The organism is Streptomyces sp. NPDC002868, assembly GCF_055563295.1.
In genome coordinates, this window is the sequence record NZ_JBVHDR010000005.1 from 322829 (window position 1) to 349260 (window position 26432).

Sequence of the window (26432 nt, forward strand, 5' to 3'; positions counted from 1 at the left end):
CTCGGCAGCTGCGGGGGGGGCAGGCGGGTGAGGGATTGCCGGGCTTCCGGGGGTGAAGCGCTGGGCTGGCTCGGTGTGCGGGGTACTGCCGGGACTGCCGGGACTGCCGGTACTGCCGGGACTGCCGGGACGCCGACCGGGATGTGCGGTCGATGTGTGTGAGCATCGGGCCGGTGGCGGACTCCTGAGGGTGGGAGCCTGGCATGAACCGGAATGACTGGTTCTTACTGCGGGGTAACCCAAGTGTTCGTTCGAGTGATTCGTTCCACTACTCACGCGGGTGAGAAGTTTGGGCTGGTCGGCGGCCCACTTTCATCACTCGCCTGAGTGTTTCGTCTGCCGACGGCCACGGATCAGCATCACCACGCCGGCGGCGGCGAGCAGACCGCCCGCGATTCCGCCCACAACGGGCGCAGTCTCGCCGAGCAGCTTCAGCCGACTGCCGTCGTCTGAGGCCAGCGTCACCTGCTCGCGCCGGGTCGCCTCGGTGAACTCCAGCCGCTTACTGGACAGCAGGGTGACCGCGTCCTTCTTCGAACCCGGGGCCCGCAGCGTCTTCGTCGGCGCGATCACCGCGTTCATGATCCGGCCCGTGCGCTGGTCCACCGTCAGCTCAATCCCCGCGTTGGAGTACCACTCCTCGGCGAGCACCTGGCCCTGCGGGCGGCCCACCAGCACGCCGGGCACCTGACGGGTGCCGGTGGCGGTGGCTGCGACGGTGCCGACGAAGAGGTAGCCCCGGTGGCCGCGGATCTTGGTGGTGCCCTTGAACTCCAGCGGCACGGTGGCACCCAGAGTGCTGTCCCACCAGGTGTAAACGCGCTTCTCGACGTCGAACGGGAACTTCAGGTAGGCCTCGCCCTCGAACCTGGGCTTTTCCTCGCAGCAGTGCACCGGCAGGTTCGTCCGGCGGTCGGTGACCCAGCGTTCCGTGGTCCACTGCAGGGATTTCCGCGGGTCTGCCAGCGGCAGCGTCTTCGGGGTGTCGATCTGTGTCGACACGTCCCAGATCGCGTTTCCGCTGCGCTCGCTGCCGGCGACGTCGCCCAGCACCCGGCGGGTGATCGTTATCGTCTGGCCGTCCACCGTGGAGACGGATCCGGTGTCGAAATATCTACCCTCACCACTGAAGACCGTCGTGGAGTTCACGTCGGTCGGCGTGCGCTTGGCACGCGGCTCCACGTACCAGACGAGCAGCTGAGTGAGTACCAGCAGAAAAACGCCAGTACCCAGCAGAATCAGGGAAAAACGCGACGTTGAACGGCGCATGCGGGTACTCCAATGCGGGCGGGATATGCGGGGCGTTCGTGGACTGTGCGGGAAGGGGTCACACGCACGGATCTCAGCCTGTCCGGGCCGAGGAGTGGCGTACCCGGGAGTAACAGCGCTTTGACCGGCGAAATTAGGCGGAGCTTGACCACCTGTCAATGCGACTCGCATACTGATCGCGCCGGACCGGGCCGGCGCGCTGGGTGACAACCTCATCGATAGAGAGGCCAATCACCCTCATGCCCAGACTGCTCGCCGCCTTCCTGACCTGCGTCGCCTCCGCCGTCCTGGCCACAGGCGCCGCCTTCGGAATCGTCGCCGCCCTCAATGTCACACCCGAGCAGCAGAATGTGCCGCTCGTCACGTTCCCCGACCCTCCCGCCAACGGGACGTCCAGCACACCGAGCTCCAGCGCGGGCTAGGTTGTGAAGATCCAGGCCCGCTGATCGAGCGGCATGCGGACCGGACGTCCGGGAGAAGGTGCTGTGGCAGCGTCGTCAGCGTGGCACGACGTGCCACGAGAACGGATTCAGCGGTTCGCCGACCGAGCCTTGGAGCAGGTCCCCGAGCTTGCACAGGACATCCTCGCCGCGATCCGACGGGAATATCCGGGTCTGGCGTTCATCGCCGACGAGTCCGGAGAGCCGAAGGCCCTGGTGGCGATCCGGCACGCGCTGGAGCTCTTCGTGGAGCAGATGACCACGGGGTCGGACCGGCCGCGCGCCCTTCCCGAGATGTTCCAGGACTTCGGGCGCGGCGAAGTCACGCAGGGGCGCAGCCTGGACTCCTTGCAGGGGATCTACCGGCTGGGCGTACGCCTTTCCTGGCGGCGTATGGCGGAGATCGGCCAGCAGGTCGACATCCCGCCCGCAGCCATGTACGAACTCGCCGAGTCCGCATTCGAGTACCTCGACGTCATGGTGGCCCAGTCGGTACGCGGCTACGCCGAGGCCGTCGCCCGCCAGGCCGGGGAGCGGCTGCGCCTGCAACGACAACTCGTCGAGCTCCTGCTCGCCGAGCACCGCACGGATCCGTCCGCCTTCCTCGCCGACCGCGCGGCCGGCGTCGGCTGGCAACTGCCGGCAAAGGTGGCGGTGGCCGTGCTGCTCCGCCCCGCCCAAGAGGCTGTCGCCCCCGCCGTGGGCGTCGAGGTGCTGCTCGACATGGAGGGCGAGCACCCGCGCATGGTGGTGCCGGACCCGGAGGCCCCCGGGCGCGCGGAGTTGCTGCACCGGGCGATGGCCAACTGGTCCGGCGCGATCGGCCCGTCGGTTCCCCTGGCGGAGGCCGTCACGTCGCTGCGCTGGGCGGAGACCGCCGTCGGGATGATCGAGCAGGGCCTGCTGCCGCAAGGGCGGCTCCTGCACTGCGGCGAGCACGTCGAAGCCCTGGTGCTGCTGCCCGCAGGGGAGTTGATCGACGAGCTGGCGCGGCGGCGGCTCGCCCAGTTGGGCGAGTGTGGCGGCCCGGCGCACGCCCACCGTCTCGCCGAGACCCTGCTGGCCTGGCTGGAAACGCGGGGTGGCGCGCCGGAAGTGGCCGCCCGGCTCGGAGTCCACCCGCAGACCGTGCGCTACCGGATGAGACAGCTCCGTGAGTTGTGGGGCGAGGACCTGGACGACCCGGACCGCCGCTTCGAACTGGAGCTGGTGCTTCGCGCTCGGCGGCTGCGCGGTGATCTCGTCCCACCGCCTGACTGACCCGGGGGGCGACGCTGACGGACTGTCGGACGCCTCGCGCCTGACAGCCCGTCAGGGTGTTTCTGAAGGGGGGGTCAGATACATCCTGGCGGTGCCGAAGCCCGCCGTGTTGCGGCAGCGGCGGGGCCGGCACCTTTGCGGCGTGTTCCCAGCCTTTCTCAATCAGTCGTCATTACCAGCGCCACCCGTTCGTTCTGCGGTCGGCCCCCGACGGTCATGACAGGCAGTTCCGGGCCCGCGTCCCCGTACCACTCCAGGCTGAGGCCGAGATGCCCCGGTCCCAGCGAGCCGTGTCGCGGGACGACGAGCATCCGCGTGCCGTCACCGTTGGGGTGGGCGAGCAGATCGTCCGGGCCCAGGGAGGGGGACGCGTAGGCGCGGCCGGGCAGGACGGGTAACTCGTGTATGACCGTGCCTGCCGCGTCGATGAGCTGGACGACAGCGCCGTCGGAAGGCAGTGGATCGGCGGAGGTACCGCCGTTGCCGTAGACGTCGGCGCCCGGTACGGGCCGCGGATCGGGGCGACCTCCGTAGACGTACACGGGCTTGCCGTCGCGCAGGGTCGTTCCGGCCGGGAAGGTGAGGTAACGGCCACGCTGCCCGGGGTCGGTGACGCCGAACCAGCCGAGGGACCAGCCGCCTGCGTCGATGTCTCCGTACGGCAGGAGGCGGATGTGATGGTCGAGGTCGTGTTCGTTGGCCGGTAGGCGGCCTTCGGTGAGACGGAGTGGGCCGCTGGGCGGGACTGGCTGGAAGATCTCGTCAGTGTCCAGTGAGACCAGGGTGAGGCCCGTGCCGGACAGGCGTACGGCGGTGATGCGGGAACCCGCGAGGGTCAGAGCGGCGGTGGTGCCGTCTGTCGGGCCGTGAACGACCGGGGCGAGACCATCGGCGGACAGACATGCCTCGCCGCCAGGGGCGACGCGCACGGCAGCCGTGACGGAGGTGGTGACCGGCATGCCCAGATCAAGGATCCACGAGCCCTGGCTGCGGGGTTCGACGCCGTCGTGGACGACGCGCGGTTCACTGTCGCTGGTCCAGGTGAGGCCGCCGTGGGTGAACGTGCCCCGGTCAGGAACACCGAAGTGCCGGGCTGTGAACGTCAGGGAGCGCCGACGACGCGGCAGGAGGGGGTGGTAGCCGACCCTTGTCACGACGACCCGGTCCGGTGACAGGGGTTCGGGGGACTCGATCAGCAGCGCTGCCGGGCGACCGGTCGCGGGATCGGGAACGAGCCGGGTCACCTCCACGTGGTCCGGTGGCGCGGCGGGAGGCGGGGTGTCGGAGTAGGTGCCCCACAGCCGGTCGAAGGCGCGGATGCGTGCGGCGGTTACCTCGGTGCGGGCGGGTGGCACGGCGGCGCGGGCCGAGACGTAGGCGTCGAGCTGGTCTCGCGTCGGGGCTCCCGACACCACCGGTCCGCGGGCCCGCTCCAGTTCGGCGAGGGCGTCGGCGAGGGCCCGGCGGGCGGCCATGACCGGCTGATCGGCGGCTTCCAGGTCGGCGGGTGCGGGGCCGGGACGGGGAACGGAACGGGTGCGGCATCGGCCGTCGAACGTGCGCATGTGCTGGGTGAAGTGGGCGTAACGGGAGGTGACCAGGGGGAAGTGGAACAGCCGCTGGTCACCAGCACGAAGTTCGCCCCGGTGCGTCGCTGCGGGGGCGAGGAGTTCCCCCGCGCCCGCGCTGACCGCCTCGGCGCGCACGATCCTGCTGAGGTCGACGGTGGCGCAGCGCTGATGTCCGTCCCCGTGAAGGGTCCTGATCCAGGCGGTGTCCTCACGGGAGAGGCCGATGAGATCGAGCTGGTGCCCGCGTCCCCATACGTTGACGGCTCCGGCCCTGCGGTCGGTGCCGTTGGCGTCGGTCACAGCGACGGTGAGTCGCCGGTCGGCGGCCAGGTACATGCGGGTCACTTGGCTGCCGGTGAACGAGACGGCCACGTCGAACGCCCGGTAGAAGGGCTGCTCCCCGCCCGGTTCCCCGGCTTCGGAGGAGGGCATGGTGTGCGTGACGTACGTCGACAGGTCGCTGAGCGGACCACCGTCGGGGTAGCGCCCGGTGGTGCCGGGAGCGGCCTGCGGTGGCGGGCCGACGGCGAACCGCGCACCGGTGGTTGACCAGACGGGGCCTGCCGCGGGCTCGTTCTCGTCGTCCCAGGCGGTGACGGCTTCGAGCCGGTAGGTGCCGGGGGCGAGTACGGGATCCTCCTGGTAGTACGCCTCGATCGAGCGGCGCAGCGTCCGCGCGCGGAACCACTGGCGGTAGCGATGCCAGCCGAAGGGGCCTGCGTCCCAGCAGATGCGGGTGAGCGAGAGCGTCGCGTCGGCAGGCCGCCCGATGACGGTGATCCGGTCGAACCATGTGCCCTCAGCGGTCAGTGTGACGTCGCCGCCCGGATTCCCGCGTTCCTGTGCCAAGGAGTGTTCCGGAAGTGCGGATGCCCAGGCGAGGACGGCTGCCGTGCCGTGGCCGACGCCGACGCGTACCCGGGTCACGGGCTGCGGCAGTTCCACGGTGACGCCGACGCCGATCCGGCCGGCCGAGGCGGGGCCGATGACCGCGGTGCCGGGCAAGGGCGGGGCGAGGGTCAATTCGCGGCCGTTCACGGTCATGGTGCAGTTGCCGGCCCAGCGCAGCCCGGCGTATTCCTGCCGACCGGTGGAGCCCTGGGGGAAGGTGGCCGGGTCGAAGCCGACGCACGTCCAGCCGGGGCGGAAACAGACCCCGTACAGATCGATGAGCGTGCCGCTGACACGCAACTCGTCGATGAGGCCGGCGGGAGCGGCGAAGCGCAGCTGCTGCGGTGCTTCGCCCTGCGGGTACTTCGTGTCGAGCACGGTGCCCTGGCCGAGTACGGAGACCGGGCCGCCCTCCCCCGTCGAGCAGGTGACGGTCACCTCCTCGACCGGCGGGTCGAAGCGCAGGGTGAGAGTGCCCGTGCCGGGCAGGTGCCCGGCACGACTGCCGACCGAGACGACCCGGCGGTGTTCGGGGCCGAATGCGAGGACGTCGCCTCTGGTCGTGCCGTGCAGCCGGTCGATGCGAAACGCGTCGGGGACCGGCCCGGGGACGATCGCGCCGAAGTCCACGCACACCGGTTCCTCGGTCTGCTCGGGCCCGCAGGCGTAGGAGGGGTTGAGTTCCTCCCAGAGGCGGCGCGTCTGCTCGTCGGCGCGGCGGAACCAGGCGTACGGGGTGCGGGCCCACAGTTGCAGCCGGGTCGGCTGCGGATCCTTGTCCGCTGTGGGCAGCCACACGCCACCCAGGTGCGGTCCGGTGGGCTGTTCCAGTGTCGCCTCGCCCGGAGCGGGCCGCTCGGGAGGGCTGTCCTGGGGGGCAGTGGCCGGTGTTCGGACGGTGAGGGTGGTCCCTGTCGCGCCCAGGACGAGCCACTGCCCCTGCGCCGTGCGCAGGGTGCCGCCGGTGAACGTGCCGTGGGCGGTGCCCGGATCGGCGGCCAAGGTGACGAGGGCCGTACCGAAGGCGTCGGGCTCGACGGCCGTGACCCGTACGGTGAGACGGTGGCGCGGGCCGCGCAGCCGGTACGGGTACCGCCCGTCGGGAAGCCCGGATCCGCCTGCGACCCACAGCCGCCCGGGCTCCACCGCGGTGATCTCCAGGAGGCGCTGCCCGTCGGAGAGTTCCAGCATCCCGCCGACGGCTCCGTCGAGAACGGGCGCACCGGGCAGAGTGAGGGCGGTGCCGGTGACGTCCAGGACACCCGCCGCGGCGACCAGTTCCCGGTCACCGGCCCCGGCGCGCTCCTCGTCGACGTCCGCCGATTCCTCGCGGGAGAGCACGAGATGGCCGAGCTGGTATGAGAAAGCCCGGGGCGCCTGTCCGTCGGGCGGCACGCGGTCGGCGGGGAGGGTGTCGCTGCCCGGGGCGCCGAGCCCTGCGAGGTCCCGTACCGGCCTGCGGAACACGACCACGGGCCGGGCGTCCGGAGGAATCACCGCACCGTCCAGCCCGGTCGGTGCGTCTCCTGAGGCGTTGTCCTGGGCGAAAGGATGCTCCCAGCCCATGCGTGGGACGATGGGCAGAACGGGTGCGGGGGGATCGCCCTCGGGTCCCCAGGTCGGGTTGAACTCGACCTCGAAGGAGAACTTCCACAGCCAGAGGTCGATCTTGACGGCGAGGCGGAGGTGGAGGCTGAGGAGCCGCGGATGCGGTGCCTGGACCCGTACTCCGGCGTCGAGCACCATCTCGATGCGGGCGCCGAAGACGGAGATGCCCGCGTCCCCGTAGAGCCGCAGCGATGCCTCGAAACTCTCCGGGGCCCAGCTCACCTGCCCGTCGCCTTCCAACGAGGAGGTGAACCATGCCTGGACGGGGCCCCATCGGTAGCGTTCGCCCATGCCTATCCAGGCGCCGAGCGCGATGCCAGTGCGGCGCAGTTGGAAGTAGGTGTTGGCGCGGAATACCTTGAACACCTCGGCTCGTACGCGCCGTTCCAGGGGCGCCTTTTCGCCGAGGTAGACGTGCCAGACGTCGGCGGGCGGGTCCGGTGCCCAGCTGAACGCCACGTCGGCACCGCCCGCCAGCTCCAGCAGACCGGTGACCCGGTAGGTCACGGCGAGATTGGCCTGGAAGAGCCTGGCGGGCAGATCGAGGACGATCAGTGCTTCGATGGTGCCCTCCTGGTCGGTGCGCTGCGAGTCAGGTCGTTTGGCCAGGAACGTGGCCTTTCCCTGGAGCAACAGGAGCGGGCCGGGAAGCACCAGGACGATCAACGGTTTGGCGGCGAAGGCGAATCCGTCGTCGGTTCCGGTGCCGAGGGTGGCCCCGAGCCCGGCGGCGAACGCTCCCGGCCGGACCCGCCATTTGGCGCGCGGATCGTCGGTGCCGATGCCTTTGGGGTGGCGCGCGTACCAGCCGTGGTACCAGGGCTCGTCGTCGCGGCGGTCGGGGACCATGCCGGTCGACACGAGGCCCGCGAACCCGTACAGGGCCGCGCCCGTGGCGAACAGCGGGATGCCCGTCGGGAAGTCGACGGACACGAAGAGGAAGAAGAAGGTGTCCTCGGCCGGGGTACGGCCCACCAGCAGCGTTCCGTCGACCGTCAGGCCGAGTGTCGGCAGCTTCAGTACGACATGCCCTTGGAAACCCGAACCGGAGTCGTCGTCGAAGAACGCGACCTTGCCGGTGAACTCGACCGCCCCCGGGATGCTCACCTCCAGGCCGACCCCACCGAGGCTCACCCGGGCCGTCGCGAGCGTCTCTTCGGGCGTCGGCATCGGCACGTACGACACGCGCAAGCCCTCGGCCGAGACGCCGAGCGGCAGGCCTTCGGCGAGTTTGAGGCCACCGTTGAAGCCCACCCAGCGGCGGCCGGGCTGCCCGTCGGACGGTGCCTCGGCACCGAAGCCGACCCGGGTCAGCTCCAGTGGGAACCCCCCGACCGAGGCGCTGCGCGCCTGGGCCAGGTCGATCCAACCACCCCCGAGCGTCACGTTCCCAGCCGTGTCGACGCCGAGCCCGCGGAACTGGACCGGCGGCACGTCCAGCCCCGCAACCGTGAGAGTGAGCCGTCCGTCGACCGCCACCGCCGCAGCGGTCGGGGAAATGTCGAAGACGAGTGACGCAACGTCCAATGTCATCAGGTCCAGATCCAGGCTGACCAGATATCCGGGTGGGCCTGGCTTGACACGTGGGTCCCGCGACGTCGGTACGCCCACCATGGCCGTCAGGCCACCGGCACCATCGAGGGCCAGGGACAGGCCGACCCGCCGGTCGAGATACGGAACGAAGATGTCGCCGGCGATGTCGCATTCGACAAGGCCGCCCTGTTCGAACCGGACGCCAATGCTCGCGACAGCTCCGGTGAAGCCGAGCACCTCACCGGTGAGCAAACCGGTGAACCGGTCGGCGGCCGTGTCCCAGCCGAAGGCTGGGTCCTCCCAGTCGATGGCGCCGCTGAATCCGCCGGTGCCGAGGAAGACGTCGTCCATGACGACCCGCCCTGCGGGGAGCCCCTTGATCTGCGCCCGGACGTCGTCGAGGAACAGGCCCGTGAAGCCGGGCGGGGCCGTCGGCGGAGGAGATGCCGAATCCGGGGTCAGCCAGCGCAGTTTCCCGACGGCGAGCACCACGCCGCTGTCACCGACCATACAGTGGGGCACTTTGACCGTGCCTTCGACAAACAGCGCCAAGTCTTCACCGGTGTACCTCAATTCCACCGCGCCGAGGGGGATATCCAGCGTCTCGGCATTCCGGTCCGGCTCCAGAGTGTCGGGGGCCACCGGCCGCAGTACGTCGGCATCCACCCGCAGACTTATGGTGGCGCTCAGCGAGAGGCGGAACGGCTCGGCGCGCAGACGCGCGGTGAGCAGAGTGCCATGGGCACCGGGGGCGACGGCCAGTGCCATGAAATCGACACCGGGAACGCGCAGGACCAGCTCCCGTTCCAGCAGCACGCCGATCAGCGTCTCGCCCGTCGTCGGGTCCGAGGCCGGCGGCGAGAACAGCACCTGGTCGAGTTCGTCCGGTACGAAGGAGCTCAGGGGCCAGCCTGTCGCGTCGAGCCACTCCTGCAGGGGCAGGAAAACCGTGGGGTCGGTCATGGTGTGGTCTCCTGCCATGGCGGGCCGACCAGGGCAAGCGCGGCGGCCAGGGGCGCGAACCCCGGGGGATTGTCGGACTGCCGCCAGATTCCGGGCGCATCGGGGAGCCACTCCTGCCGCCAGATCGCGAGCGCGGTGGGCAGGTCCTCCAGTGCGGTACGTACAGCGGGCGGGATCGGCCGCGTCGTGTCCAACCGCAGGTGTTCGGCCCAGAGGGCGACGCGGAGATCACGGATCCAGGGGCCCTCGTCGACGACGGCCACCTGGAGTTCGTCGTCCACGCCAGCCATCGACCGGGTGAAGAGGTTGGCCGAGCCGATGGCCGCGAACCGGTCGTCGATCAGCACGGCTTTGGCGTGCACGGTCAGATCCCGGACCCGCCACACCGCCAGGTTCCGCGCGTACCGAGGGCCGAGTTCAGTGACGATCTGTCCGAGCTGATCGTTCAGCCCGGCGTTCATGTCGGCCTCGCGGCGCAGGTCTTCAGGATCGCTCTTGCCGGACGTGAGAAGGACGACCTTGACGTCCCGGCGTGCGGCGTCCTTCAGCAGGGGGAAGAGCGAGTACAGGTCGACCGTGTACTCCGGGGCGAGCATGTCGCCGAGGAACTGGTCCTCGACGTAGACATATTTCTCGGCCGCCCTCAGAGCATGGCTCAGCGTCCGGTACACGTCTCGGAACGCGCCGGGCCGGGGGGCAGTCCATTCCTGTCCTCCGGGGAAGAAGAGGTAGGGGAACTTGTAGTCCCACCGCGACCTGAGGACCTGCACGCTGTGGGAGAAACTCGCCACTGGCGCGAGCACGGGCGGCGGATCCACCGTCGAGCTGACCGGTGGGGGGTTGAACGGGCGGAGCGTCTCGTCCAGTCCCCTGCGGTACGAACGGGTCGGCAGGCTCGCCGCCTCGGCCCAACGTGCCGCGAAGTTCTCCCAGACCGACACCGCAGCGGGGCCGCGCAGCTCCACTCCGACGTCGTGCCACCCCCAGACGGTGCCGTCGAGCCACCGTTGTGACGTGTGGGGCGCCTCGTCCCGGCGGTTCGACCAAAAGTCGATGCCGCCGACGAAGGCACACAGCTCGCCACCGGCTTTCACGACCGTCGCCTTCTGGTGATGGCTGCCCGACAGAGCGCCGGAGAAGTCGAACAGCACGCGGCTGGCGAGCGGCGACTCCGCGGACCCTGGGCGGCGCAGGCTCCGCAGTCGTTCCGCCGCCTCCAGATTGCGCTGGAACGCGGTGAAGAAACGGCACAACCGGGCGTAAACGGCACCGCTGAGCACCACGCGCACGTCCACGTCGGCTTCCGCCTTGCGCGCCAGAATCCGGCCGAGTTCCTCTGCTTGTGGCGTCAGCAGCAGATCCGGGTCGAACTGCCACCCGACGATGTAGATGACGTCACCGGCACCCGAGGTCGCCTCGATCACCTGGTGGAGGGCAGTGAAGTAACTCGCGCCGTCGATGTGCGGCAGCAGAGGCGAATTCCGGGAGTGCACATCGGTGACGTCGCTGAGGTACTTGACCTCCAGTGCGGTACTAGGCGGACCTGGCATCGCGCCTCCCTCCAGGAGGATCTGTCGCGCGGGCTGCCGGGCCCGCGGTGTCATCTCAGGCGGGTGGCTCGGCCGTCAGGACAGCAAGGGGCATCTCGGCGGCGGCCTGCCCGAGGACGTCCCGCACCCGCAGCCGGTACTCCCAGGAAGCTGCCGGAACCGGTGGGACGTCGTCGGTCCGGTAGACGCCGCGCGGCAGCCACTCGGTCACCGGGCCCCAGACCGCACCGCCGGGCGCGCGGCGCTCCACCCGGCACGCCAGGCGCTGATCGGTGCAGTGTGTCCAGCTCAGCCGCACCAGGCCCTGGTCCCGGACGGGCGGACCCCACACTGGCGGAGCCGGGGGAGCCAGCAGCGACTGGCCGCGCAGCACGGCGGATGGGCGCGACACGTTGCCCGACGCGTCCTCGGCGAGGATCCGGAAGTACCAGGTCCCGGCCGGTGCGCTCACTTCCGCCTCCCACACGCCCGGCTTGCCGGCCACTTGCGCCGCAACGACCGGTCCAGTCTCCCGCATGGTCCGTACGTCCGCCGCGTCGGCCGGGGCTCCGGCCCGCAGGATCCGGTGGCGAGCGAGGCCAGCCGCAGGGGAGGCTGTCCAGCGCAGCAGTACCTTGCCGTGCCGGGCGAGAGCCACCAGCGTGACCGGGGTCTCCGGAGGAACCACGTCCGGACAGCAGATCGGGGGCGTGGGAGGCGACAGGGGGCTTTCCGTACCGGCCGCGCTGCGCGCGGACACCCGGTAGAACCAGTGAGCGCGGGACCGGCCGTCGAGTTCATCGGTGTACGGGACGGCGTCCGTGGCGAGCGGCTCGCCGTGCAGGGCGGTGTAGGCGGAGCGAGCGTACGGCTGTCCCGCCAGCAGACGCTGGGCATCGGCATGCAGTCCCTCATACGCGGCGGCCACCGCGGTGTCCCGCGCTGTTCCGGTGGGCAGGGCGATCGCCTGGTCCAGCCCCGCCAGATCGGCCTCGACCAGCGCCCGCCGCTCGGGGGACTGCCAGATCTCCGCCGCCCATTCGTCCTCGGGCAGGACGTGTGGCCGCGGACCGTCCCTGGTGTGCTCCCTCAGGTCGAGCTTCATCACGGTGTCACCCAGGGCCCGGTACACGACGTACCCCAGGGCCGGGTGCGTCGGCCAGTCCAGGGTGAAGCGGGAGACGCCGTACCAGTCGGCAGGCGTGGCGAGTTCGGCACAGTAAGGGCCGGTCTCAAGACGGGGAAGCACCGGCGTCTCGGGCGTACGCGCGTCGACAGCGGTCAGAGCCGTCGGCGTACTCGGCGGCGAGGCCACCGACCGGGGCCCCCACCGCCGCACCGCGGACACCGCCAGTTGAGCGTGGGCGACGGGGACGGTGGCCGAGGCGACCGGCCCGAACCCCGTATCCTCCACGACCGCGCTCCAGGCCGGATACCACTGGACCCGCGCACCCGGTGCAGGGAGCACCGGCGGCCTGCCGTGGCACACGAAGGTACTCGGGCGTGAAGCGAGCACGGCCAGCCGGGAGCCGTCGGAGGAAACCAGCACGCCGGTCCCGGCCCGTGCCACGGAAGCAGGCTGCGTAGCGGTCACGGTGGTACGGACCGTCAGTACACCGGAGGTCCCGGCCGTCACCGTCCAGCCGGGTCCGGCGACGGGTGGCGCCCCGCCGTGCTCGATTCGCACGGACGCGCCCAGCCCCACACCGTTGCCGGTGACGGCGTACGGGGTGCCGTCCGGGGCGGTGAGATACGCCCCCGCAAGCGCACCCGCACCGCCGTCCAGTGCCAGGTCGGTCGCGCATACTGCGTGCCCGGCCTGCAGCGGGGTCACCGTGGTGACGGTGAACGGTTCGCTGATCCCGGTCTCGGAGCCGCGAACCTCACCGTCGTACCGAACGGTGACGGGGCCCACCTCGGCGACCGGGTCACCCCATGGCACGTTCTCGTACGTCGTCTCCGGGTCCTGCGGGCGGCGCGGCGGCCCGTACGGCATCGGGCGCCGCACATATAGGCGAAAGCCGTCCACGTCTGGACACTGCTCCGCCAGTTCCGGGGTCCACGCCCATGCCGCCGTGACGGCGTCGCGGCCCGGATGCGTGGCCCGCCACGCACGGGACTGCGGCGACTGCCCGAGCAGGTCGACGGCCGTCGCGGGCAGCGCGGCCTGCACATACTCGGCGAGCAGCAGGGACGGCGAAGGCGGCGCGGCCTCGTCGACAAGTCGTCGTACCTCCGGCCCGGCTGGAGCACTCGCCCTGCCGAACAGGTCGACGCCTCGGACCCACCAGCAGCGCCAGCCCTCCCGCAGACCGGTACCCCGGTCGCCCCGGTCCACGAACAGGCGGCGCGATGCCGCGGCCGCCGTCTCCGGCAGCACACTGACCAAGGCGCCGTGGCGCAGCAGCAGCCGCGGTTCGAACGCCGGCGGCGCCGGCCGGGGAGACTGCGGGTCGGTGCCCAACTGCGCAGCGGCCACCTGGTGGAACACGGGGGCACGTTCGTCCTGGGAGCCGTCGGAGCCTACGGCAACATGCCATCCGACCAGGGCCTCCAAGGGCCCCGCCGTCCCTCCGGGCTGGTCCGGCTGCACCACCACCCCGGACGGTGTCGGCGGCACGCCCGCCTCGGCCGCCGCGATGCCTGGCAGCAGACCGGTGTGCTCCACCGTCACGGTGCTCCGGACCAGTGACGTGAACAGCAGTGAGACAGGCGACTGGACACCGACTGCCGCCAGGTGCAGCTTCCGTGCTCCGCCGGGCACGCCGGCGGTGAGCGCCTCGTCCGACGGATGCAGGATTCCTTCGGCGAGCATCCGGCCGTGCGCGTCGAGAGCCGACCAGGCCAGCGGCGCGGTACGCGGTGTCTCGACGGCCGGGCACCGAAGCGCCAGCCAGACCACGGGCGCCGACAGATCGAGTGCCGCTTGCCCTCCGGGCTCGAGGTCGAGCCGCAGTCCCTTGTCCTCGGCCATGGCGAGGGCAGCGGTCGTGTGCAGCGCCATGCCGTTGTCGGCAAGCCTGTCCAGCGCAAGGCCGCCGTCGAGCCGGGTCTCCTCCCGGTCGCCGTGCCAGCGCCCGACAACCCGGTAGGCGTAGAAGCGGCCGTCCGGTGGCACGGAATCGTCGTGGGCGAGCCCTAGAACGCGGGCGATGTGAGGCTCCAGCATTGCAAGGTCAAGCGCGGTCGCAGCGTCCGCCCGGGGATCGGGATCCTGCGGACCGGCGGGCGTGAGTGGTGGTGCCGGCGCGTTGGTGACCAAGGCCCGCAGCACGGGAGCCATCTGGGCGAATCCCTCCCGATAGCGGCGATCCCAGTCCGCCCGCACACCCGCCGGGAGCCGCTTGGCGGCCAGTTGCTCGTCCGACTCGGGAGCAGCGACCGGACGGCACGGATACAGCGGGTCGGCCACCGGCAGGCAGAGATGCGCAATCCGTGTCCACTTCAGCCGGGCGTGCACCGGCCGGTACCCGAGGAAGTCGATCGCGCTGTCCATCGTCGTACTGCCGGACGTGAGCTCCAGCCGCCCGATGCCGCGCGTCACCCAACGAACTCCCGGGAGCCCAGGCGCAACGCCCGTCTCCCCTCGCAACACGCCTCCCGCGTACGTCCGCGCGCGCATCGACGCGCCACCGGCGCGCGCCCGCAGTTCCGCGTACCACGCCGGATCGGCGAAGGAGAAGGAGACGGTCTCTCCCGGCCCGACTATCAGCGTGTGGAGAAACGCGGTGAGCGGCTGGAAACGGAAAGGCCGGTTCGATTCGATCAACACATCGGGCGAGTACGCGTACGAGGTCGTCCCCTCCATCTGTGCGACCCGGTCGTGATCGAACGCAAGGGGGCGCACGTCGTCGACTGTTGCGCGGTAAATCTCGTACCCGAAGTCCGGGAACCCGTGTCCCGCCGGGTTGAACCAACGTAGAAGGATGCCAGGTGAGGTGACGAAGCCGTCCCACTGCGGTACCGAACCGTCGGACCCCACCCCGAACAGCGCGATGTCAGCCAAAGCTGCCCCCCAAGAGGCACGCTTTCGGCTGCCTCGAACCGGCCCCGCCACGCGCCCCGTTGCGCCTCACAGTGAGGCTTGCCACACGGCCTGTCAACGGCCCGCCAGTCGAGAAGTACGCGACCTTGTGGAGCTAACCCGGTTTCCCGGACGGTTCGGGTGAGCTGATCACGCTGCTCGTGGAGATGGGGTGGGTCTCTTCGAAGTGGTTGGGGCTGAGCATGCCGTTGCTGGAGTGGCGTCGGCGGGGGTTGTACCAGGCTTCGATGTACTCGAAGACGGCATTGCCGAGTTCGCGGCGCTCGTGCAGGAAATGCTCGGGGGCGAAGCGGTTCAGTCAGTCGACCGGCGCAAACCCGCCGGTTACCGAGATTCGGCGGCCGGACCTGGACAGCCCTGCTCACCCCAGGAAACTCAGCCGCACCTGACGGTCGGGGTTGTCCTGGTTGGTGTCGACGAGGCAGACGGACTGCCAGGTGCCGAGCTCCAGCCGGCCGCCGATCACCGGCAGAGTGGCGTGCGGCGGGACGAGGGCCGGCAGGACATGGTCCCTGCCGTGGCCGGGGCTGCCGTGCCGGTGCTGCCAGCGGTCGTCGGCCGGCAGCAGCGTGTGCAGCGTGGCGAGCAGATCGTCGTCGCTGCCCGCGCCGGTCTCGATGACGGCAATGCCGGCCGTCGCATGCGGGACGAAGACATTGAGCAAGCCGTCCCTGCCGCCCGCGGCCTCCTGGAGAAACTGCTCGCAGGCGCGGGTCAGATCGGTCACCGTCTCGTCGGAGCCGGTGGAGATGTTCAGGATTCTGGTGGTGAAGGGTCCGGGCATGGGTTCATCATCTCGTTCGTCCCGCAAGATCGCGCGTCCGAGGACCGAGACGCCGGTGACCGGATCCAGGACCGGTCGCCACGTTCTGCGCCATGTTGCGTACAGCTCTGCTCACCACACGCGGTCACATTTGACCTGCTGCGGGTGGCTTCCGCCGCGTATTGTCGCGGCTGCTGACGCCTTCAGCTCCCTCCCCGTTTGCAGCGCCCTCCCCGGGCGTTCTTTCGTTTCTGCTGCCTCCCCTCGCTGAGCCCGTGCCCTGGAAGAGGGTGCGGCGCAATGTGCTGCTCGGGCTTCCCAGCAAGCCGGAAAAGGCTGTGGCGGAGAGCGCGTTGGAGGAGGTCGGGCTCGGCCATCGCTCCGGGGCCTGGCCCAAGACGCTCTCGGGCGGCGAGGCCCAGCGCGCGTCCCTGGCGCGGGCGCTGGTGCGCGAGCCGGATCTGCTGTTGCCGGACGAGCCGTTCGGCGCGCTCGACGCGCTGACCAGGCTCAAGGCGCAGCAGTTGGTCGCCGAGCTGTGGCAGCGCCGCGGCTGCGCGGTGCTGCTGGCCACCCATGACGTGGACGAGGCGCTGCTGCTCGCGGACCGGGCCCTGGTGATGCGGGACGGCGTCATCGCGTACGAGACGCCGGTCGCGCTGGACCGTCCGCGTGCCGTCGGCGATCCGGCCTTTGCCGCGTTGCGCTCGCGGCTGCTCACCGAACTCGGCGTCGACGAGCCCGCCGCTCAGCCGTCGGCCCCCGTCGTCGCCGCGCGGCGCAGCGCCTCGATCAGGACCTCCACCGACGGCCGCCCGCGGGATGCGGCCCGTACGGCCACCACCACATGGCGTTCGACCACGTCGTGGAGCGGCACCGGGGCGATGCCCTCCGAGCGCAGTCGCAGCATGAGCCGGGTCAGCGGGGCCAGACCGAGCCCCGCACCGGCCATCGCCAGTGAGGTCGCGGTGTCGGTGACCTCGTGGACGACGCGCGGTTCGAACCCCGCCCGGCGGCAGGCCGTGCGCACAGCACGTCCGTAGTACGACTCGGGGGCAGGCAGGATCCACTCCCGCCCGGCCAGCTCGGTCAGCCACCAGGCCGTCCCGGCCGGCGGCGCGTCCGGCGTCGGCACAGCCACGGAGAACCGCTCGGAGTGGAGCCGTACCAGTTCAGAGGCCTCGTCCCGGGCAAGCGGGGCGTCGGGGTAGTCCAGTCCGAGCGCCAGGTCGACCCGCCCGGCGGAGACCTCCGCATGGGCCTGGTCGACGTCCACCTCCTGGCTGACCACCCGCACGCCAGGGTGGTGCTCGCCGAGCCAGCGCAGGGCGGGCGGCAGGAACGCGGCCGCCGCCGTGCCGAACACCCCGAGCCGCAGCCGCGCCGCGATCTCCGTTCGGGTGCGCTCGATCGCGGCCGCCGCCTCGGCCTGGGCCCGCAGGATGTGCCCGGCGTGGACGACCAGGGTGTGCCCGGCGTCCGTGAGCTCGACCCGGCGCCCGACCCGTCGTATCAGTTCCGCGCCCGCGGTGCGCTCCAGCTGGGCGATCTGCTGGGAGATCGCGCCAGGGGTGTAGCCGAGGGCTGCCGCGGCAGCGGTCATCGTGCCGCAGCGGGCGAGTTCGACCAGCGCGCGCAGATGTACTCCGCCCAGTTCCATGGAGAGGATCTAAAAGATCGACTGCTGAAACTGTCAATGGACGCGAAGAGTCGGCGGCGTCCACCATGGCTCTCACCGCACAGACTCCGCCTCATACCGGCTCATACCGAGATGTATTCCGGGATGTATACCGGGATGTGTCGAGCAGACGGGACGGCTCTTTCATGGTTCACAGTGCTCTCCGTTCGGATTCCGCTCCCTCCGCTCCCCTTCCCGCGGCCGCGGACGTCGTCATCGTCGGCGGTGGCGTCGTCGGGGCGAGCGTCGCCTTCCACCTGGCCGAGGCCGGGGTCAGGGATGTCCTGGTGGTGGAGCGCGACGAGCCGGCGTCCGGCTCGTCGGGCAAGCCGATCGGCGGGATTCGCGGGAGCCGGGCTTCGGGCGGGAGTACAGCCGGGAGTGGCTGGAGCCGTTCCGCGACGCGGCGCTGCGGCGGGCACCGGCGCTGGCGGATCTGGAGGCGAAGGGCGGCTGGGCGGGACTGTACGAAATGACGCCCGACCGCAACGCGCTGATCGGCCGGGCGGGGGAAGTGAGCGGCTTCCTGTATGCCACCGGCTTCTCCGGGCACGGGTTTCTACAGGCGCCCGCGGTCGGCGAGATCGTCCGCGACCTCTATCTGGACAGGACGCCGTTCATCGATGTCGGACCGCTCTCCGCGGCCCGCTTCGAGGGGCATGCCGCGGCCGTCCGTCCCGAGGCCCACATCATCTGACCCCATCCCCACCGGACCGGAAGGAGGACTTGGTGATCCCCACCTGGCGGCTGCGGGCCGCGTTCGCCCGTCGGCTCTCCGACATGTACGGCACGGAAGTCCCCGCGTACACCACGCTTCTGGAGGTGTCGGCGCAGGTCAACGACGAGGTGATCGGCAAGAACGGCGACGCGGGACGGCTCGGCGGCATCGAGCGCGTCACGGCGGAGCGGCACGGCGCCATCCGCGTCGGCACCGCGCGCGAGATGCGCCAGGCCGCCCAGATCTTCGCCGCGCTGGGCATGGAGCCGGTGGGCTTCTACGACCTACGTGAGGCCGCGGCCAGCGCGGTCCCGGTCGTCTCCACCGCGTTCCGGCCCATCGACGCCGAGGAGCTGGAACGCAACCCCTTCCGGGTCTTCACCTCCATGCTCACCACCGCCGACCGCCGGTTCTTCGACGCCGGGCTCGAGGCCCGCCTCGTGTCGTTCCTGGGCCGGCGTGAACTCTTCCCGACCGAGCTCATCGACCTGGCAGCGCGCGCCGAGCGGGAACAGGGCCTCGACGACCCGCAGGCGGAGCGCTTCCTCACCCTGGCCGTGGCCGCCTTCGAACTGTCCCCGGAGCCGGTGGACCGTGCCTGGTACGCCGAGCTGGAGAGGATCTCCGCCGTCGCCGCCGACATCGGCGGCGTCACCAGCACCCATATCAACCACCTCACACCGCGGGTGCTCGACATCGACGAGCTCTACCGGCGCATGGGCGAGCGCGGCATCACGATGATCGACCGGATCCAGGGGCCGCCGCGCTGGGACGGTCCAGATGTGCTGCTGCGCCAGACGTCGTTCCGCGCGCTGGCGGAGCCGCGCCGCTTCCGCGAGCCGGACGGGAGTGTCGGCGAAGGTTCCCTGCGGGTGCGCTTCGGCGAGGTCGAGGCGCGCGGCATCGCGCTCACCCGGGCGGGCCGAGCCCTCTACGACGAGCTGATCGCCGAGCCCGCCGAGGTCTGGGCCGCCCGCTTCCCGCGCACCGAACGCCAACTGGCCGTCCAGGAAAAGGCGTTCTTCCGCTACGAGCCGACAGCCGACCGGCCCCGGGACGGCCGCACCCCGCCGCAGGATCTCGCGGGCCTCGTCGACGGCGACTGGGTGAGCGCCAACCCCATCGTCTACGAGGACTTCCTGCCCCGGTCGGCCGCCGGGATCTTCCAGTCGAACCTCAGCGAAGAGGGCACCAGGGACTCCACCGCCTTGGGCGCTCACTACGACCAGCAGTGGCTCTCCGGCGTACTGGAGCGCCCTGTCCACGACCCCTTCGACCTCTACGCCGCTCAGCAGGACAGTTCACTTCGGCAGGCCCGCCAGGCCCTCGGACTCCCCAAGGACACGCCTTGACCAGCAACAGCACCACGCTGCCCGACAACGACTCGCTGCGCGCCCGGGCCCGGGAGAGCCTGCTGCGCTGCGGCGCCGGGCTGCCCGCGGGCGGCGGCGACGTCATCGCCCGTACGCCGCTGACCGGCGCCACTTTGTTCACGCTGCCCGCCACCACACCCGAGCAGGCCGACGCGGCGATCGGCGCGGCCGATGAGGCTTTCCGGCAGTGGCGCACGGTTCCCGCGCCGCAGCGCGGGGCGCTGGTGAAGCGGCTGGGCGAGCTGCTGACCGAGCACAAGGAGCACCTGGCCGATCTGGTCACCATCGAGGCCGGCAAGATCCGCTCCGAGGCGCTCGGCGAAGTACAGGAAATGATCGACATCTGTGACTTCGCCGTCGGTCTCTCCCGGCAGCTCTACGGGCGGACCGTGGCGTCCGAGCGGCCGGGCCACCGGCTCTCGGAGAGCTGGCACCCTCTCGGCGTGGTCGGAGTGATCTCGGCCTTCAACTTCCCGGTCGCCGTCTGGTCGTGGAACACCGCAATCGCCCTGGTCTGCGGTGACACCGTCGTCTGGAAGCCCTCGGAGCTGACTCCGCTGACCGCGCTGGCCTGCGACGCCCTGCTCGCCCGCGCCGCCGCCGACACCGGTGCGCCCGAGGGTGTGCACCGGCTCCTCCTGGGCGGCCGTCAGACGGGCGAGCGGCTGGTCGACGACGCGCGCGTCGCGCTGGTGAGCGCGACCGGCTCGGTCCGGATGGGGCGCGAGGTCGCCCCTCGGGTGGCCGCCCGCTTCGGCCGCTGTCTGCTCGAACTGGGCGGCAACAACGCGGCGATCGTCACCCCGTCCGCCGACCTCGACCTCACGGTGCGCGGGATCGTCTTCTCCGCGGCGGGCACCGCGGGCCAGCGCTGCACCACCCTGCGCCGGCTGATCGTCCACGAGGACGTCGCCGAGCAGCTGCTGGAGAAGATCGTCCACGCGTACGGGCAGCTGCCGGTCGGCGACCCGTTCGAGGAGGCCACCCTGGTGGGCCCCCTGATCTCCGGTACGGCGCACCACGCGATGGCCGAGGCGCTGACGGCGGCCGAGGCGGACGGCGGGAAGATCCTCACCGGCGGCGACCGGCAGCTGGCGAAGCAGGCGCCCGACGCGGCGTATGTGCGGCCCGCGCTCGTACGGATGCCCGCGCAGACGGCCGTCGTACGCCGGGAGACCTTCGCCCCGATCCTCTATGTGCTCACCTACCGGACCCTGGAGGAGGCGGTCGCGCTTCACAACGGCGTCCCGCAGGGCCTGTCGTCCAGCATCTTCACGCAGGACCAGCGGGAGGCGGAGCGCTTCCTGGCCTCCGACGGCTCGGACTGTGGCATCGCCAATGTGAATATCGGCACCTCTGGCGCAGAGATCGGCGGGGCGTTCGGCGGCGAGAAGGAGACCGGCGGCGGGCGCGAGTCGGGCTCGGACGCCTGGCGGGCGTACATGCGCCGGGCGACGAACACGGTGAACTACTCGGACAGCCTGCCCCTGGCACAGGGGGTCAACTTCCTGTAGGTACGTGGGAAGATCCACGGCCCCGGCGCGGTTCGTAGAAGCGTGAACAACTTCGGGGCGCGGGACGTGGACGTAGTCGTCATCGGCGCCGGACAGGCAGGCCTGTCCGGCGCCTACCATCTGCGACGCGCCGGTCTGGTTCCGGACCGCGACTTCGTGGTGCTCGACCACGCCCCGCGAGCGGGCGGTGCCTGGCAGTTCCGCTGGCCATCGCTGACGTACGGCAAAGTGCACGGCATGCACGCGCTGCCTGGCATGGAGTTGACCGGCGCGGACGACGCGCGGCCCTCCTCCGAGGTGATCGGTGCGTACTTCTCGGCTTACGAGGAGCGCTTCGATCTGCGCGTCCACCGGCCCGTCGACGTCACCGCGGTACGCGAGGGCGAGGGCGGGCGGCTGCTCGTGGAGACCTCGGAGGGGACCTGGTCGACGCGGGCGCTGATCAATGCGACCGGCACCTGGGACCGCCCGTTCTGGCCGCGCTACCCCGGCCAGGAGACGTTCCGGGGACGGCAGTTGCACACAGTGAACTACCCCGGGCCGGAGGAGTTCGCCGGGCAGCGCGTGGTGGTGGTGGGCGGCGGGTCCTCGGGGACCCAGCATCTGATGGAGATCGCGGGGGTGGCGGCGGACAGCACCTGGGTGACACGGCGGCCGCCCGTCTTCCACGAGGGCCCGTTCAACGAGGACTTCGGGCGGGCGGCCGTGGCCATGGTGGAGGAGCGCGTACGCCGCGGACTGCCGCCGCAGAGCGTGGTCTCGGTGACCGGGCTGCCGCTCAACGACGCCGTGCGGCGCGCCCGCGAGTCGGGGGTCCTGGACCGGCAGCCGATGTTCGACCGGATCACGCCGACTGGAGTGGCCTGGGACGACGGGCGGACGGTGGAGGCGGATGTGATCCTCTGGGCGACCGGTTTCCGCGCGGCGATCGACCATCTCGCACCACTGAAGCTGCGCGAGCCGGGAGGCGGCATCCAGGTCGATGGCACTCGTGCCGTACGGGACACACGCATCCATCTCGTCGGATACGGGCCTTCGGCCTCGACGATCGGCGCCAACCGCGCCGGGCGGGCCGCGGTCCGCGAGATCATGCGGCTGCTGGAGGGCGAAGCGGCCCTGGTGTGACGGCAGTCAGCGTGCTGTGACGGCAGTCAGCGGCCGCTGCTCGCGCTTGAGCGGTTGGCGTTGAACTGCTCGACGTTGCGCAGGTGCTCCCGATAACTGACGGTGAAGCGGGTGTCCCCCGGCACGACGGTGACGAAGTAGAGCCAGTCCCCGGGCGTCGGATTGATCGCCGCGTGCATCGCCTGCTCCCCCGGGTTGTCGATGGGGGTCGGCGGCAGGCCCGTGCGTTCATAGCTGTTGTACGGGCTGTCGATCTTCGTGTCTGCGGCCGTGGTGTCCAAAGTGCTGCGGTTCAGCGCGTAGTTCAGGGTCGAGTCCATCTGGAGCGGCATCCCCTCGGCGAGCCGGTTGTAGATGACCCGGGCGACCTTTCCCATGTCCTGGGGTGTGTCTGCCTCGGCCTGCACGATGCTGGCGATGTTCACCGTCTGATAGATCGTCACGCCGCTGCGCTGTGCGCCGCTGCTGATGCGGTCGGCCCCGAACCGCTGGTTGGCCGTGTTGACCATGTAGCTGAGCAGGCTCGCCGGCGTGGTCTTGTGATCGATGGGATACGTGGCGGGGAAGAGGTAGCCCTCGGGGTTGCCCTTGGCATCGGGGGGCAGCTTCAGCGTCGCCGTGCCGACGGCCTTCCGGGTGGTGCCGGGCTGCTTGTCGAGGGCCTTGTCGACGGCCGCGTAGACCTGCGAGGCGCGCCAGCCCTCGGGGATCAGCAGCGAGGCCTTCTTCTCCTCCTCCTTGGCCGGCCTCAGCAGCAGCGGCACCAGCACCGCGGCCGCCGCGATGACGACGACCGCGCTCACGATCAGGACCAGCCGGCCACGGCGGGTCAGGCGGAACCTGCGCCCGGGCCGGGCCGGCGGGGGTTCGTTCATCATGCGGGCACGCTAACCCGGCGCATGCGCCGATCCCCGGACCCGGCCCGCAGCGACACGGCCCCTACGGCGTGAAGGGCGGCATGGCAGCGAATTCCGGTACCACCTGGACCGCTTCGGTGAGCGCGTCGAGGGTGCGCCGCACCCTGGTCAGCGGGTGATCGGGGAACTGCGCGTCCCATTGGGCGTGGTCGGCGACGTGGAAGGGCAGACCGCCCTGCACCTCGGGGGCGTACGGGTGCGGCCGGAAGTAGTTGTCGTGGCCCACCTGGGCCATCACCATGGCCTCGCGCATCCCCGTCATGCCGCGCTCGGGCGCCTGGATCTTCACCACGGTGCTGCAGTTGACGCGCGGCACGGTGAAGCTGCCGATGAAGGCCTGGCCGCTGGGCCGTCCCGGCAGCGGCAGTTTCAGTATCTGCTTCAGCGCGGGCAGCTGTGCGGGCAGCTGCCCCAGCGACTTGACCGAGGCCTCGATCAGGCCGCCGCCCGCCTCTGCGGTCAGACGGGTGAGCGCGGCGCGCAGCGCGGGACCGTCATCGAGCGACGCGGGCAGGTCCGGCGGCAGCCCGAAGAAGTGCAGCGACAGCACGTCGCCTTCGTCATTGGCCCATACGTCATGGTCGACGGGCCGGTAACCGGGCAGGTCCACCCCAAGAAGAGCTCTCATGGGCGGCGATCATGCCGTACCCGACCGGATGCGGGTCGGGTCAGGGTGCGACCGGGGTCAACTGCGCGTCCCTGCGCACCAGAGCGGCATAGCGGCCGTCCCGGTCGAGCAGTTCCTCGTGGCTGCCGCGCTCGGCTATTCGCCCCGCGTCGAGGACCACGATCTGGTCGGCGTCCCTGACGGTGGAGAGCCGGTGGGCGATGGTGATGGTGGTCCGGCCCGTGGAGAGCGCGTCGATCGCCCGCTGCACCGCGTGCTCGGTACGGGTGTCGAGGGCGCTGGTCGCTTCGTCGAGGATGAGGACGGGCGGGTCGCGCAGAATCGTCCTGGCAATGGCGAGGCGCTGCTTCTCGCCGCCGGAGAAGCGATAGCCGCGCTCGCCGACCAGGGTGTCGTAGCCGTCGGGCAGCGACGCGATGTGGTCGTGGATCTGCGCGGCGCGCGCGGCCGCCTCTATCTCCGCCTCGGTGGCGTCCGGCTTGGCGAAGCGCAGGTTCTCGGCGACGGAGGCATGGAAGAGATACGTCTCCTGGGAGACGACTCCCACGGCCCGGGCGAGGGTGTCGAAGTCGAGGTCCTGTACGTCGACTCCGTCGATGGTGACTCTGCCCCCAGTGACGTCGTACAGCCGGGGCACCAGATAGCTGAGCGTGGACTTGCCGGAGCCGGTGGGCCCGACGACTGCGAGGCTGCCGCCCGCGGGCACGGTCACATCGATGCCGTCGAGGGTCGGCCGCGTCTGCTTCTTGTCGTACGCGAAGTCGACGTCCTCGAACCGCACTTCGCCGCTGATCTTCTCCAGCCGGACCGGCTTTTCGGGCTCGGTGATGTCGACGGGCAGGTCGAGGTACTCGAAGATCCGCTGGAAGAGGGCGAGCGAGGTCTGCATCTGCACTCCGGTGGAGAGCAGGCTCACGGCCGGGCGGAACAGGCCCTGCTGGAGCGAGACGAAGGCGACGAGCGTGCCGATCGATATCTGGGGCCCGCCGGACTGGAGCGCGAGGCCCGCGGCCCAGTAGATCAGGGCGGGCATGGCGGCCATGACGATGCCGATGGTGGACATCCGCCACCGCCCGGCCATGCTGGATCGCACTTCGAGGTCCACGAGGCGCTCGGACTCCTCGGCGAAGGACTTGGTCAGCGAGTCGGCGCGGCCCATCGTGCGGCCGAGCAGGATTCCGCTGACGGAGAGCGACTCGGTGACGGTGGCAGCCATTGCGGCCATCTGCTTCTGGCGCTGTGTGGTGATCTTCTTGCGCTCGCGGCCGACGCGGCGGCTGATCCAGACGAACAGTGGCAGCAGGAGCAGCGAGACGGCGGTGAGCCGCCAGTCCAGCGCCAGCATCGCGACGACGGTGGCGACCACCGCCGTGAGGTTGGAGACCAGGGAGGTCGCGGTGGAGGTCACAGTCGCCTGCATCCCGCCGATGTCATTGGCGATGCGCGACTGGACCTCTCCGGTGCGGGTCCTGGTGAAGAAGGCGAGCGGCATCCGCTGCAGCTGGGCATAGACGGCGGTGCGCAGATCGTGCATGACGCGCTGGCCGACGGTGGTGGAGATCAGCGTCTGGAGTACGCCGAAGACGCTGGTCATCACCGCGGTCAGGATCATGCCGAGGGCGAGCAGGCTGAGCAGGCCGGTGCGGCCCTGCGGGATCGCGGTGTCGAGGATCTCGCGCAGCATGAAGGGGGAAGCGACCGAGACGAGCGACGCGGCGCCGACGAGCAGGCCGACGACGGCGAGGCGGCCTCGGTAGGGACGGAAAAGCCGGAGGATCCGTCGCACCTGGGCGGGCGGCTGCTCCGGATCACGTGGTGGTGGTGTCCAGGTGGACTCGGCGTGGATACGCATGGGCTCCTTCGACAAGGGCTCGACGGGTTGGACAAGAGTTCGACGGGATGGAACAGCGAAGATCTTGGGAGCATAGCTCATTGTTACCTATCTTCACAATGAGCCTGGTCCTGATATTGTTCCCACATGCTGTCCTCATCTTCAGGGCTCCCCGATCCCGACGGCCTGTTGGCCGAGCAGTTGCTGCGACTGACCCGGCGGCTCCACCGCAGCCAGAAGCGGCAGCTGGAGGCGGCCGACATCGCGATCACCCCCGCCCAGTCCCGGCTGCTGCGCACCCTCGCGCATTACGACGAGCCGCCGCGCATGGCCGATCTCGCCGCCCGGCTCGAGGTGGTCCCCCGCGCCGTGACCAGCCTGGTGGACGGTCTGGAAGCGAGTGGCTGCGTCCGCCGCGCCCCCGACCCGACCAACCGCCGGGTGATCCGGATCGAGCTCACCGACACCGGCCGCGCCACGCTCAGGGCGCTGCGCGAGGCGCGACGCGCGGCCGCCGAGGACATCCTGGCTCCCCTGACCGCCGACCAGCGCGAGGTGCTCGGCGGGCTGCTGTCCACCCTGGTCGACGGGCCCGGGCCGCGCTGCTGAGCCGTCCCAACTCACCTTCAGCTCGCCCCAGTCGGCGCATTCGCGTCATGGGGCGGCACTGAAGGCGTTCCGCTTGCGCCGGGCCAGGTCCCCGGCGAACTCGCGCAGAAGAGTCCATGAGCTCGGACCAAGAGTCCAAACAGGTTCTCTTGCGGATCAGCAGCACC

General features: G+C 70.7%; 16 protein-coding genes and 3 pseudogenes. 9 read left to right on the plus strand and 10 right to left on the minus strand.

All coding sequences use genetic code 11. From position 1 onward, the window contains the following. Nucleotides 1-315: 315 nt before the first annotated feature. Nucleotides 316-1269: a cell envelope lipid trafficking protein PgfA gene (gene pgfA, locus ACZ3H8_RS18165; RefSeq protein ID WP_467402868.1), complete on the minus strand. Its 954-nt coding sequence runs from the start codon at nucleotides 1267-1269 to the stop codon at nucleotides 316-318. 239 nt (nucleotides 1270-1508) lie between these two features. On the opposite strand from pgfA, the gene ACZ3H8_RS18170 reads away from it, so the two are divergent. Further along, complete coding sequence (locus ACZ3H8_RS18170) at nucleotides 1509-1691, plus strand: hypothetical protein (RefSeq protein ID WP_467402871.1); 183 nt, start codon at nucleotides 1509-1511, stop codon at nucleotides 1689-1691. A gap of 33 nt (nucleotides 1692-1724) precedes the next feature. After that, a complete protein-coding gene (locus ACZ3H8_RS18175) occupies nucleotides 1725-2969 on the plus strand; it encodes a PucR family transcriptional regulator (protein WP_467402873.1) in 1245 nt (414 codons plus the stop codon). A gap of 158 nt (nucleotides 2970-3127) precedes the next feature. Here the strand turns inward: ACZ3H8_RS18175 and ACZ3H8_RS18180 are convergent, their stop codons facing one another. From ACZ3H8_RS18180 to ACZ3H8_RS18200, 5 genes are all read right to left on the minus strand, one after another. Further along, a complete protein-coding gene (locus ACZ3H8_RS18180) occupies nucleotides 3128-9535 on the minus strand; it encodes a hypothetical protein (RefSeq protein WP_467402875.1) in 6408 nt (2135 codons plus the stop codon). Further along, nucleotides 9532-11085 carry a phospholipase D-like domain-containing protein gene (locus tag ACZ3H8_RS18185; RefSeq protein WP_467402878.1) on the minus strand — a complete coding sequence of 518 codons (1554 nt, stop codon included), beginning with the start codon at nucleotides 11083-11085 and terminating at the stop codon, nucleotides 9532-9534. Before ACZ3H8_RS18185 ends, ACZ3H8_RS18180 begins: the two co-directional genes overlap by 4 nt. Before the next feature lie 55 nt (nucleotides 11086-11140). Then, on the minus strand, nucleotides 11141-15070 hold the full coding sequence (locus tag ACZ3H8_RS18190) for a hypothetical protein (RefSeq protein ID WP_467402880.1): 3930 nt from the start codon (nucleotides 15068-15070) through the stop codon (nucleotides 11141-11143). 133 nt (nucleotides 15071-15203) lie between these two features. After that, on the minus strand, nucleotides 15204-15407 hold the full coding sequence (locus tag ACZ3H8_RS18195; protein WP_467403248.1) for an IS3 family transposase: 204 nt from the start codon (nucleotides 15405-15407) through the stop codon (nucleotides 15204-15206). A gap of 63 nt (nucleotides 15408-15470) precedes the next feature. Beyond that, the gene (locus ACZ3H8_RS18200; protein WP_467402883.1) at nucleotides 15471-15893 is read right to left on the minus strand and encodes a secondary thiamine-phosphate synthase enzyme YjbQ; all 423 of its coding nucleotides are present in this window, start codon (nucleotides 15891-15893) and stop codon (nucleotides 15471-15473) included. 254 nt (nucleotides 15894-16147) lie between these two features. On the opposite strand from ACZ3H8_RS18200, the pseudogene ACZ3H8_RS18205 reads away from it, so the two are divergent. Continuing rightward, nucleotides 16148-16612 (plus strand): annotated as a pseudogene (locus ACZ3H8_RS18205) (ABC transporter ATP-binding protein); the annotation flags it as partial. An 8-nt stretch (nucleotides 16613-16620) separates the two neighbouring features. Here the strand turns inward: ACZ3H8_RS18205 and ACZ3H8_RS18210 are convergent. Next, nucleotides 16621-17532: a LysR family transcriptional regulator gene (locus tag ACZ3H8_RS18210; protein ID WP_467402884.1), complete on the minus strand. Its 912-nt coding sequence runs from the start codon at nucleotides 17530-17532 to the stop codon at nucleotides 16621-16623. A gap of 164 nt (nucleotides 17533-17696) precedes the next feature. On the opposite strand from ACZ3H8_RS18210, the pseudogene ACZ3H8_RS18215 reads away from it, so the two are divergent. From ACZ3H8_RS18215 to ACZ3H8_RS18235, 5 genes and pseudogenes are all read left to right on the plus strand, one after another. Next, nucleotides 17697-17827, plus strand: a pseudogene (locus tag ACZ3H8_RS18215) (sarcosine oxidase subunit beta); the annotation flags it as partial. A 39-nt stretch (nucleotides 17828-17866) separates the two neighbouring features. After that, a pseudogene (locus ACZ3H8_RS18220) lies at nucleotides 17867-18247 on the plus strand (NAD(P)/FAD-dependent oxidoreductase); the annotation flags it as partial. Between the two features lie 32 nt (nucleotides 18248-18279). Then, nucleotides 18280-19620 (plus strand): 2-oxoadipate dioxygenase/decarboxylase, encoded by a 1341-nt coding sequence (gene hglS / locus ACZ3H8_RS18225; protein ID WP_467402886.1) that lies wholly within the window; start codon nucleotides 18280-18282, stop codon nucleotides 19618-19620. Further along, nucleotides 19617-21155 carry an L-piperidine-6-carboxylate dehydrogenase gene (amaB, locus tag ACZ3H8_RS18230; RefSeq protein WP_467402888.1) on the plus strand — a complete coding sequence of 513 codons (1539 nt, stop codon included), beginning with the start codon at nucleotides 19617-19619 and terminating at the stop codon, nucleotides 21153-21155. The genes hglS and amaB overlap by 4 nt, the downstream gene beginning before the upstream one ends. Before the next feature lie 42 nt (nucleotides 21156-21197). Next, nucleotides 21198-22280, plus strand: coding sequence for an NAD(P)-binding domain-containing protein (locus ACZ3H8_RS18235; protein ID WP_467402890.1), 1083 nt, complete (start codon nucleotides 21198-21200; stop codon nucleotides 22278-22280). 26 nt (nucleotides 22281-22306) lie between these two features. Here ACZ3H8_RS18235 and mltG read toward each other — a convergent pair whose 3' ends face one another. The 3 genes from mltG to ACZ3H8_RS18250 all read right to left on the minus strand — a co-directional run bounded on the left by mltG (nucleotide 22307) and on the right by ACZ3H8_RS18250 (nucleotide 25677). Further along, complete coding sequence (gene mltG / locus ACZ3H8_RS18240) at nucleotides 22307-23158, minus strand: endolytic transglycosylase MltG (protein WP_467402893.1); 852 nt, start codon at nucleotides 23156-23158, stop codon at nucleotides 22307-22309. A 61-nt stretch (nucleotides 23159-23219) separates the two neighbouring features. Further along, nucleotides 23220-23825, minus strand: a complete 606-nt coding sequence (locus tag ACZ3H8_RS18245; protein ID WP_467402895.1) for a hypothetical protein — start codon at nucleotides 23823-23825, stop codon at nucleotides 23220-23222. 40 nt (nucleotides 23826-23865) lie between these two features. After that, on the minus strand, nucleotides 23866-25677 hold the full coding sequence (locus tag ACZ3H8_RS18250; protein WP_467402898.1) for an ABC transporter ATP-binding protein: 1812 nt from the start codon (nucleotides 25675-25677) through the stop codon (nucleotides 23866-23868). A gap of 126 nt (nucleotides 25678-25803) precedes the next feature. Here ACZ3H8_RS18250 and ACZ3H8_RS18255 point away from each other — a divergent pair, with 126 nt between their 5' ends. Then, nucleotides 25804-26265, plus strand: coding sequence for a MarR family winged helix-turn-helix transcriptional regulator (locus tag ACZ3H8_RS18255; RefSeq protein WP_467402901.1), 462 nt, complete (start codon nucleotides 25804-25806; stop codon nucleotides 26263-26265). Nucleotides 26266-26432 lie beyond the last annotated feature (167 nt).

Excerpts from the sequence above, each read along its gene's own strand:
- pgfA (WP_467402868.1), bottom strand. The coding sequence starts at position 1,269 with ATGCGCCGTTCAACGTCGCGTTTTTCCCTGATTCTGCTGGGTACTGGC.
- ACZ3H8_RS18170 (WP_467402871.1), top strand. The coding sequence starts at position 1,509 with ATGCCCAGACTGCTCGCCGCCTTCCTGACCTGCGTCGCCTCCGCCGTC.
- ACZ3H8_RS18175 (WP_467402873.1), top strand. The coding sequence starts at position 1,725 with ATGCGGACCGGACGTCCGGGAGAAGGTGCTGTGGCAGCGTCGTCAGCG.
- ACZ3H8_RS18180 (WP_467402875.1), bottom strand. The coding sequence starts at position 9,535 with ATGACCGACCCCACGGTTTTCCTGCCCCTGCAGGAGTGGCTCGACGCG.
- ACZ3H8_RS18185 (WP_467402878.1), bottom strand. The coding sequence starts at position 11,085 with ATGCCAGGTCCGCCTAGTACCGCACTGGAGGTCAAGTACCTCAGCGAC.
- ACZ3H8_RS18200 (WP_467402883.1), bottom strand. The coding sequence starts at position 15,893 with ATGCCCGGACCCTTCACCACCAGAATCCTGAACATCTCCACCGGCTCC.
- ACZ3H8_RS18210 (WP_467402884.1), bottom strand. The coding sequence starts at position 17,532 with ATGGAACTGGGCGGAGTACATCTGCGCGCGCTGGTCGAACTCGCCCGC.
- mltG (WP_467402893.1), bottom strand. The coding sequence starts at position 23,158 with ATGATGAACGAACCCCCGCCGGCCCGGCCCGGGCGCAGGTTCCGCCTG.
- ACZ3H8_RS18245 (WP_467402895.1), bottom strand. The coding sequence starts at position 23,825 with ATGAGAGCTCTTCTTGGGGTGGACCTGCCCGGTTACCGGCCCGTCGAC.
- ACZ3H8_RS18250 (WP_467402898.1), bottom strand. The coding sequence starts at position 25,677 with ATGCGTATCCACGCCGAGTCCACCTGGACACCACCACCACGTGATCCG.
- ACZ3H8_RS18255 (WP_467402901.1), top strand. The coding sequence starts at position 25,804 with ATGCTGTCCTCATCTTCAGGGCTCCCCGATCCCGACGGCCTGTTGGCC.